Raw genomic sequence first — 5,987 nt, forward strand, 5'->3', positions numbered from 1 at the left:
CGTCATCTGCGAACTGCTCGGCGTGCCCGAGCTCGACCGCGCAGCCTTCCGCGAGATGTCGACGGAGACGGTGGCCCCCACCAGCGCGGAGAGCGAGTACGACGCCTTCGTCCGACTCGCCGCGTACCTGGGCGAGTTGATCGAGGACAAGCGGTGCTCGCCGCCCGCCGACGACCTGCTCAGCGCGCTGATCCGTAGCGCGGACGACGACGGCGACCGGCTGTCGCCGGACGAGCTGCGCGGCATGGCCTTCATCCTGCTCATCGCCGGCCACGAGACCACGGTCAACCTCATCAGCAACGCCGTGCGCACCCTGCTCGCCCACCCCGGCCAACTCGCCGAGGTACGGGCCGACATGAGCCTGGTGGACGCGGTGGTGGAGGAGACCCTGCGCTACGAGGGTCCCGTGGAGAACGCGACGTTCCGCTTCGCCGCCGAGCCCCTCGTCATCGCCGGCACACCCATCGAGGCGGGCGATTCCGTGCTGGTCGGCCTGGCCGCCGCCGACCGCGACGACAGCCGCTGCCCCGCCGCCGACCGCTTCGACATCCACCGCGACACCCGGGGCCACCTCGCCTTCGGGCACGGCATCCACTACTGCCTGGGCGCGCCCCTGGCCCGGCTGGAGGCCCGCGTCGCCCTACGCACCCTCCTCGACCGCTGCCCCGACCTCGCCCTGGACGGCCCGCCGGGCCCCTGGCTGCCGGGCATGCTGATACGTGGCGTACGGAGCCTGCCGGTCCGCTGGTGAGTACGCTCTCCCCGCCCGCGCACGCCGCCCCCGAGCCCCGCAGGAGAACCCCATCATGCTGCGCACCGCGGAGATCACGGCGGCCCTCACCCGGCCGCCGGGCGGCAAGGAGAGCCATCAGCTGTACTGGGGGCCCACCCTGGAGTTCAGCCTGGACTGCTTCGTCTGCGAGCGTCTCGGCCGTACCACGTTCTTCGAGCGGGGCGCGGAGAAGGCCCTGTGCTCCGGTACCCGCAGCGGCCTCGGCCGCCATCACGCGCCGGCCCGCATCGCCGCGTTCGACAGCACCTCCGGTGACGAACGGCTCGCGGTGCGGATTCTGGTCGACTTCTGGTGGGCGCCGTTCGAGGACGGCCGTGACGGCCGCCGCTCCGTGGCGCCGACCAGCCATCCCTGGGTGCGACTGCACCTCGGCTACTACTGCCACGAGACCAGGGAGTCGGGCAAGCCCAGCATCCAGACCAACGTGAGCCGCCCGTGGGACCTCCGCTGCGGCGACTGCGACCAGATCCTGGCCACAGACACGGAGACCCCGGCGGTACGGCTGCTCGTGTGACCCGCGCGCAGGGAAGCCCCGGCGGCACGGCCGCCGGGCGGCTCAGTCGCGGCCGCCCGGGATCTCGCCGAGGTTCACCGGCCGGTGCTCCCGGCGGGACAGCTCGCAGGCCTCGGCGACGCGCAGCGCCTGCAGCGCCTCGCGGCCGTCGCAGGGGTTGGCCCGCTCACCGCGCACCACCTCGACGAACGCGGCGACCTCGGCCTCGTACGCGGCCGCGAAACGCTCCAGGAAACCGGTCCACGGCTTGTCGGCGGGCGGCGGCCCGGCCGGCTCGGTGGACGCGACCGGCGTACGGTCGTCCAGCCCGACCACCACGGTGTCCAGCTCCCCGGCCAGCTCCATGCGGACGTCGTAGCCCGCCCCGTTCACCCGCGCCGCCGTCGCCGTGACGAGGGTGCCGTCCTCCATCGTCAGCACGGCCGCGGCCGTGTCCATGTCGTGCGCCTCCCGGAACATCGGGTTCCCGGCGTCCGACCCCGTCGCGTACACGGTGACGACCTCGCGTCCCGTCACCCAGCGCACGGCGTCCAGGTCGTGGATCATGCAGTCCCGGAAGATGCCCCCGGAGACCGTCAGGTACCCGGCGGGCGGCGGCGCCTGGTCGGCGCTCAGCGCCCGCACGGTGTGCAGCCGCCCCAGTCGGCCCGAGCGCACGGCCTCACGGGCGGTGACATAGCCGGAGTCGAAGCGTCGCTGGAAGCCCATCTGCAGCACGGTTCCGGCGGCGTCGACCTCGGCGAGCGCGTTTAAGGTGCCCTGCATGTCCACGGCGATGGGTTTCTCGCAGAACACCGGGAGCCCCGAGCGTGCTGCCCGACCGATCAGTTCGCCGTGGGCCGACGTGGCGGCCGTGATGACCACGGCGTCCACACCCCAGGTGAAGATCTCGTCCACTCCCGGTGCGACCGTCTCGCCCAGGCGGTCCGCGAGGTCGTGGGCCCGAGCCGTGTCGACGTCCGTGATGATCAGGGAGCCGACGTCGCGGTGACGGCTGAGCGTGGTCGCGTGAATCGTCCCGATTCGACCCGCTCCGATAAGTCCGATGCGCATGAGAAACAAAGTGCGGTCGTACCCGCCGCCGTGTCAATGCTTTGTCCGGACAACCGAACGACGCGGCTTCCCGTCATCCGGCACCGGGGCTACGCTCGGCCCGTGCCGAAACCAGAAGTGGATCCGACCGTGTCGCTCCAGCTCAGCGTCGACCGCAGCAGCCCGGTCCCGCTCTACTTCCAGCTGTCGCAGCAACTGGAGGCCGCGATCGAGCACGGCGCGCTGACCCCGGGCAGCCTGCTGGGCAACGAGATCGAGCTGGCCGCCCGCCTCGGCCTGTCCCGGCCGACCGTGCGGCAGGCCATCCAGTCGCTCGTCGACAAGGGCCTGCTCGTCCGCCGCCGGGGCGTCGGCACGCAGGTCGTGCACAGCCAGGTCAAGCGTCCGCTGGAGCTGAGCAGTCTCTACGACGACCTGGAGGCCGCCGGCCAGCGCCCCGAGACCCTGGTCCTGCTCAACACCATGGTCCCCGCCTCCGCCGAGGTCGCCGCCGCCCTCGCCGTCGCCGAGGGCGGAGAGGTCCACCGGATCGAGCGACTCCGTCTGGCCCACGGCGAGCCGATGGCCGCCCTCTGCAACTACATCCCGACCGGCCTGCTGGACCTCGACTCGCCCCAGCTGGAGTCGACGGGCCTCTACCGCCTGATGCGCTCCGCGGGCATCACCCTGCACAGCGCCCGCCAGACCATCGGCGCGAGAACGGCCACACCGGCGGAAGCCGAACGCCTGACCGAACCCGACGGCGCCCCCCTCCTGACCATGCAACGCACCACCTTCGACGACACAGGCAGAGCAGTCGAGTACGGCACCCACATCTACCGAGCCTCCCGTTACTCGTTCGACTTCCAACTACTGGTGAGGGCGTAGCCGGTACCTTCTTCGGCTCCCCGCGCCCTGTAATGGCGGCGCAGCCGCCAAACAGGGGCGCGGGCTGTGACATGTGCGGCTCCGCCGCGTGGGCGCGACCAGCCCCGACGCGCCCGCACTCGAAAAGGAAGAGGCGGCCCCCCCCGCCCCCACGGCGCACCAAGCGGAGCGCTAAGGCAGAATCGGCCCGATGAGCACTTACCGCGACTTCACCCACCGCGGCTCCGCGCGGGCCACCGTCCTGCGTACCGTCGGCACGCGCGAGCGCCGCTCGCACCTGACGGCGCCCCGCGTCCCCACCGTCGGCATCGACATCGGCGGTACGAAGGTGATGGCGGGCGTCGTGGACGCCGACGGCAACATCCTGGAGAAGCTCCGCACGGAGACCCCGGACAAGTCCAAGAGCCCCCAGGTCGTCGAGGACACGATCGTGGAGCTGGTGCTGGACCTCTCCGACCGGCACGACGTGCACGCCGTCGGCATCGGCGCCGCCGGCTGGGTCGACGCGGACCGCAACCGCGTGCTGTTCGCCCCGCACCTGTCCTGGCGCAACGAACCGCTGCGCGACCGGCTCGCCGGCCGCCTCGCCGTGCCCGTGCTGGTCGACAACGACGCCAACGCCGCCGCCTGGGCCGAGTGGCGCTTCGGCGCCGGCCGGGACGAGGACCACCTGGTCATGATCACGCTCGGTACCGGCATCGGCGGCGCGATCCTGGAGGACGGCCAGGTCAAGCGCGGCAAGTTCGGGGTCGCCGGAGAGTTCGGCCATATGCAGGTCGTGCCCGGCGGACACCGCTGCCCGTGCGGCAACCGCGGCTGCTGGGAGCAGTACAGCTCCGGGAACGCGCTGGTCAGAGAGGCCCGCGAGCTGGCCGCGGCGGACTCCCCGGTCGCGTACGGGATCATCGAGCACGTCAAGGGCAACATCGGCGACATCACCGGGCCGATGATCACCGAGCTGGCCCGTGAGGGCGACGCGATGTGCATCGAGCTGCTCCAGGACATCGGCCAGTGGCTCGGCGTCGGCATCGCCAACCTGGCAGCCGCCCTCGACCCGTCCTGCTTCGTCATCGGCGGCGGTGTCTCGGCCGCCGACGACCTCCTCATCGGCCCCGCCCGCGACGCCTTCCGCCGCCATCTCACCGGCCGCGGCTACCGCCCCGAGGCCCGTATCGCCCGCGCCCAGCTGGGCCCCGAGGCCGGGATGGTGGGCGCCGCCGACCTCGCCCGCCTGGTCGCCCGCCGCTTCCGCCGCGCCAACCGCCGCCGGGTCGAGCGCTACGAGCGGTACGCGCGGTACGTGGAGGCCCGCCGCACCACCGAGGACTCCGCATGACCGCCTCCGTGCCCCGCCAGGGCACCTCACCCGAGGAACCCGAGCAGCCCGCCGAGGACCGCCGCCACAAGATCCGCCGACGCGCGCTCACCCTGGCGATCATCGTGCTGCTCATCGGCGTCCCCGCGGGCTATCTGGTGATCTCCGCGAACCAGAGCCGGGACAGCGGCAAGGACAAGGAGGAGAAGTACTCGGCGACCGGCCTCACCGCGCACTGGCCCTCCCGGCTCCAGCAGCGCCTCTACGACGTCCCGATCCCGCCGTACTCGAAGCACCTCGCGTACTACGAGACAAACAACTGGCGGACCAGCCGTCTGTACGTGCAGTTCTACACGAGCAACGAGGGCCTCGAACGCTTCCTCGACCAGATCGGCACCAGCACGGCGGCGCTGAAGAAGGGCGAGATGGCCGTCCACGCCCGCGACCGGCGGATCGTCGGCTGGGACTTCAGCGGCCCCGGCCCCTGGTACGGCCTCGTCAACAAGCAGAAGAGTCCCGCGCCCACCCACGACATCGTCGTGAACCGGTCCAACCCGGACCATCCGATGGTGTACCTGGTGTCCCGAACCGTGCCCTGACCTGCGCGTACCCGGGCCCGCGCGGGCTCGCGCACGGTCGGCGGGACCGAATGTCAGACCCCGCCCGTAGAGTCGGAGACAGCTGATCGGAGCCGGAGACGGCTCATCCGACCATGGGCGGGGAGGTGACCGGACGCATGCGGGACATGGCTGTTCCCGAGGCCGACATGGCTGTTCCCGAGGCCGACACGGCCGTTCCCGTGACACCGGCCGTCACCGATCCACTGACCGTCCCGGTGCGGCTGGCCGCCGTCTTCCTGCCGGCGCCCCTGCCCCGCCACGGCCGGGTCGCGTTCTGGGACCCGGACGGCGACAAACCACCGCCCGGCACCCCCGAGGACCTCACCGTCGTCCGACGGCACGGTGCCACCGGCGTCCGCAGAGGCACCGTCCCCGCCCTGTCCCTGCCCGTCGCCGACGCCCTGCCCCTGCTCGCCCGGGCCCGCCGCGACCCCGCCGCCCACCCCGCGACGGCCTGCTGGGGTGCCGCCGCCCTGCACGCGCTGCGGCTCGTCGCCCGGGGGCGCCTGCTGCCGGGGCTCACCGCCGACGGGTTCGACGCCTGGCGGGCCGGACCGCTCGACCCGGACGACATCGCCCACCTCAGAGCCGTCGCCGCGGCACTGCCGTACGAGGGCCACGCCGTTCCCCTGCCTGGCAAGGGCCCCCTCCGGCTGCCCGAACCGGAAGCACTGATGCGGTCCTTCCTCGACGCCGTCGCCGACACCCTGCCCCGCGGACCGGCCGCGCCGTACGTCTCCGGCAAGCCCTTCGCGGCGACCTCGGCGGCCCAGTCGCGGGCGCCGGGAAGCCGCTGGCCGGTGCTCGCCGCGAAGGGCTTGCCGG

General features: G+C 72.6%; 6 protein-coding genes and 1 pseudogene. 6 read left to right on the forward strand and 1 reads right to left on the reverse strand.

Going from position 1 to position 5,987, the window contains the following annotated elements; genetic code table 11:
• On the forward strand, positions 1-751 hold a 751-nt coding region (locus AOK23_RS36565), incomplete at its 5' end, for a cytochrome P450 (RefSeq protein ID WP_157878255.1).
• A 55-nt stretch (positions 752-806) separates the two neighbouring features.
• A complete protein-coding gene (locus tag AOK23_RS36570; RefSeq protein WP_055716810.1) occupies positions 807-1,307 on the forward strand; it encodes a hypothetical protein in 501 nt (166 codons plus the stop codon).
• 42 nt (positions 1,308-1,349) lie between these two features.
• On the opposite strand, the gene AOK23_RS36575 is transcribed toward AOK23_RS36570, so the two are convergent.
• Entirely contained in the window at positions 1,350-2,360 is a 1,011-nt protein-coding gene (locus AOK23_RS36575) for a Gfo/Idh/MocA family protein (protein ID WP_055716811.1), read from the reverse strand.
• 129 nt (positions 2,361-2,489) lie between these two features.
• On the opposite strand from AOK23_RS36575, the gene AOK23_RS36580 reads away from it, so the two are divergent.
• The 4 genes and pseudogenes from AOK23_RS36580 to AOK23_RS36595 form a co-directional block, all read left to right on the forward strand.
• Positions 2,490-3,227, forward strand: a complete 738-nt coding sequence (locus tag AOK23_RS36580) for a GntR family transcriptional regulator (protein ID WP_206336398.1) — start codon at positions 2,490-2,492, stop codon at positions 3,225-3,227.
• A 190-nt stretch (positions 3,228-3,417) separates the two neighbouring features.
• The gene (locus tag AOK23_RS36585; protein WP_055716813.1) at positions 3,418-4,563 is read left to right on the forward strand and encodes an ROK family glucokinase; all 1,146 of its coding nucleotides are present in this window, start codon (positions 3,418-3,420) and stop codon (positions 4,561-4,563) included.
• The gene (locus AOK23_RS36590) at positions 4,560-5,141 is read left to right on the forward strand and encodes a hypothetical protein (protein ID WP_055716814.1); all 582 of its coding nucleotides are present in this window, start codon (positions 4,560-4,562) and stop codon (positions 5,139-5,141) included. Before AOK23_RS36585 ends, AOK23_RS36590 begins: the two co-directional genes overlap by 4 nt.
• Before the next feature lie 137 nt (positions 5,142-5,278).
• A pseudogene (locus AOK23_RS36595) lies at positions 5,279-5,987 on the forward strand (ATP-dependent helicase); the annotation flags it as partial.

The sequence above is a fragment of the Streptomyces torulosus genome (genome assembly GCF_001419765.1).
GTDB classification, from domain to species: Bacteria; Actinomycetota; Actinomycetes; order Streptomycetales; family Streptomycetaceae; genus Streptomyces; species Streptomyces torulosus.